The sequence below is a fragment of the Prevotella rectalis genome, assembly GCF_900607215.1.
GTDB classification, from domain to species: Bacteria; Bacteroidota; Bacteroidia; order Bacteroidales; family Bacteroidaceae; genus Prevotella; species Prevotella brunnea.
On sequence record NZ_LR027818.1, the window covers coordinates 1 to 1,652 of the forward strand.

At 45.9% G+C, this 1,652-nt stretch carries 1 protein-coding gene and 1 pseudogene; both read right to left on the reverse strand.

Features of this window, described 5'->3' with window-relative positions; all coding sequences use genetic code 11:
• Positions 1-1,243, reverse strand: a 1,243-nt coding sequence (locus E0E16_RS00005) for an RHS repeat domain-containing protein (RefSeq protein WP_255418071.1), incomplete at its 3' end; no start/stop codon positions are given.
• A gap of 248 nt (positions 1,244-1,491) precedes the next feature.
• Positions 1,492-1,652: pseudogene (locus E0E16_RS14015) on the reverse strand (IS30 family transposase); the annotation flags it as partial.

Below are 1,652 nucleotides of genomic sequence, written 5' to 3' on the forward strand. Positions count from 1 at the left end.
GATCGGTATAAACTATAGGGTTACTAATACAATAAGTATAAGAACAAATACATACTTTTAATTCCTGCATAGGATCGCAACTCATCCACAAACTCAGCCTCGGTTCATAGTATCTTGCACCATAGTAATACATACCCGTCTCCTCGTCAAATTCCTTGGCGTTGAAGAGATAAGGCGTGTTCCACGTGTTGTTGCGCTCCTCGATGAACACTTCACCAAACGGCACATATTCGATGTGCTGCGATACCTCGCCGTCGAGATTGGTGATGTAACTACTGCTCCCCAAGTGGTCGGGGTGGTAGTAGAACTGCATCTTCTCGTACTCGTCGTTGGGCTTGAAGTTGCCGTCGCTTGCCGCCCGCGTCATGGCTTTCGCCTGTGCTGCTTCGGGCGTACCATCGTCACAACAGAAGCCCTGACCGTTTACATAGTCGTTATTGTCCTCACCGTTGTAAGGGATGTCAAACGTCTTGTAGTTGTCCTTGATGGATTGGATCTGCAGGTTGTACTTGGCCTTGTAGTCCACCGTCAAGCCGTCCGCCTCATTGCCTGCATACGGGATGCGTCTCGGGTCCGCACCGTAGCTTGCGAGGTCGCCAAGCTTGCTGACTATTCTTTGACTACCGATGTAGATGTGCTTGGTGTACTTGCCACCCTGTCCAGCAACTAAGTATGGGCTGACATAGAGACTGAACCTTGCCGTACCGGTGTTGCCTCCCGAGAACTCGGAGTTCACATAAATAGCTTCATTCTCGCCTGATGTCTTTACCGTGCGCTCACCGTCGGCATCATACCAATAGTTGCTCACAAAGCCGTTCTCATCTGCTGCAAGGAGTCTGTTCTCCTCGTCCCAACGGTACTTCTGCTCGGTCGCCTTTTCATCCTCCTTGCCGTCTTTCTTTACACGAGAGGTATTGATGTAGACAAGGTTTCCATTGAGGTCGTAAGCGTACTTGTGTCCGTTGTTGATATTCGTACTCTCCGTAGGAGTCTCTTCCGTGCGGTAGTTGATGTCACGAACATTGTCGAGTTGGAACTTCTTGCCTGCATCCTTGCCGTAAGTATAGGTCAGGTCGTAGCCTGCATGGAGTGTACCCTCAAACTGTACGCCCGTTTGCGAGAGGTGTTGCTTCTTGCTTGTGATGCGGTGCATATTGTCATAGCCCATCGCAAGGGTGTAAGAAGCCGTCTTATTGTCCGCTCCTGCGTGGCGATACTGCAAACGCTTGTTGTATTCCCGCACGATATTATCCCAGGGCAGGTTGTCGCCAAGTTTAACCCAGCGATTGGACTTGCAAAATCGTGAGAGTAGCTCCTGAAGATCAAACAAATCATGATTACGATATTGAGAGTAGTACTTCATCTTGCTTCTTGTTGTTTTTAACATCCAAAGGTAATCATTTTTTACAAATTAACCAAACATTAAGAAGTATAAATAATTAATGATTAACGAGTTATATTTAATCGTAGAGTCAACCAGCAAGTGCAAAATTACAAAACGTGTTTGAAGAACTCGCACTTAGGTGTAGAAAAGTTTAATTTTTCTCTCGGTCTTTCGTTCAATTTCTTTTGTATCGACATAATTCTCTTGTCTGTGTAATGTTCAAACGAATCCTTTTTCGGTATATATTGTCTGATTAGTTTATTTGTAT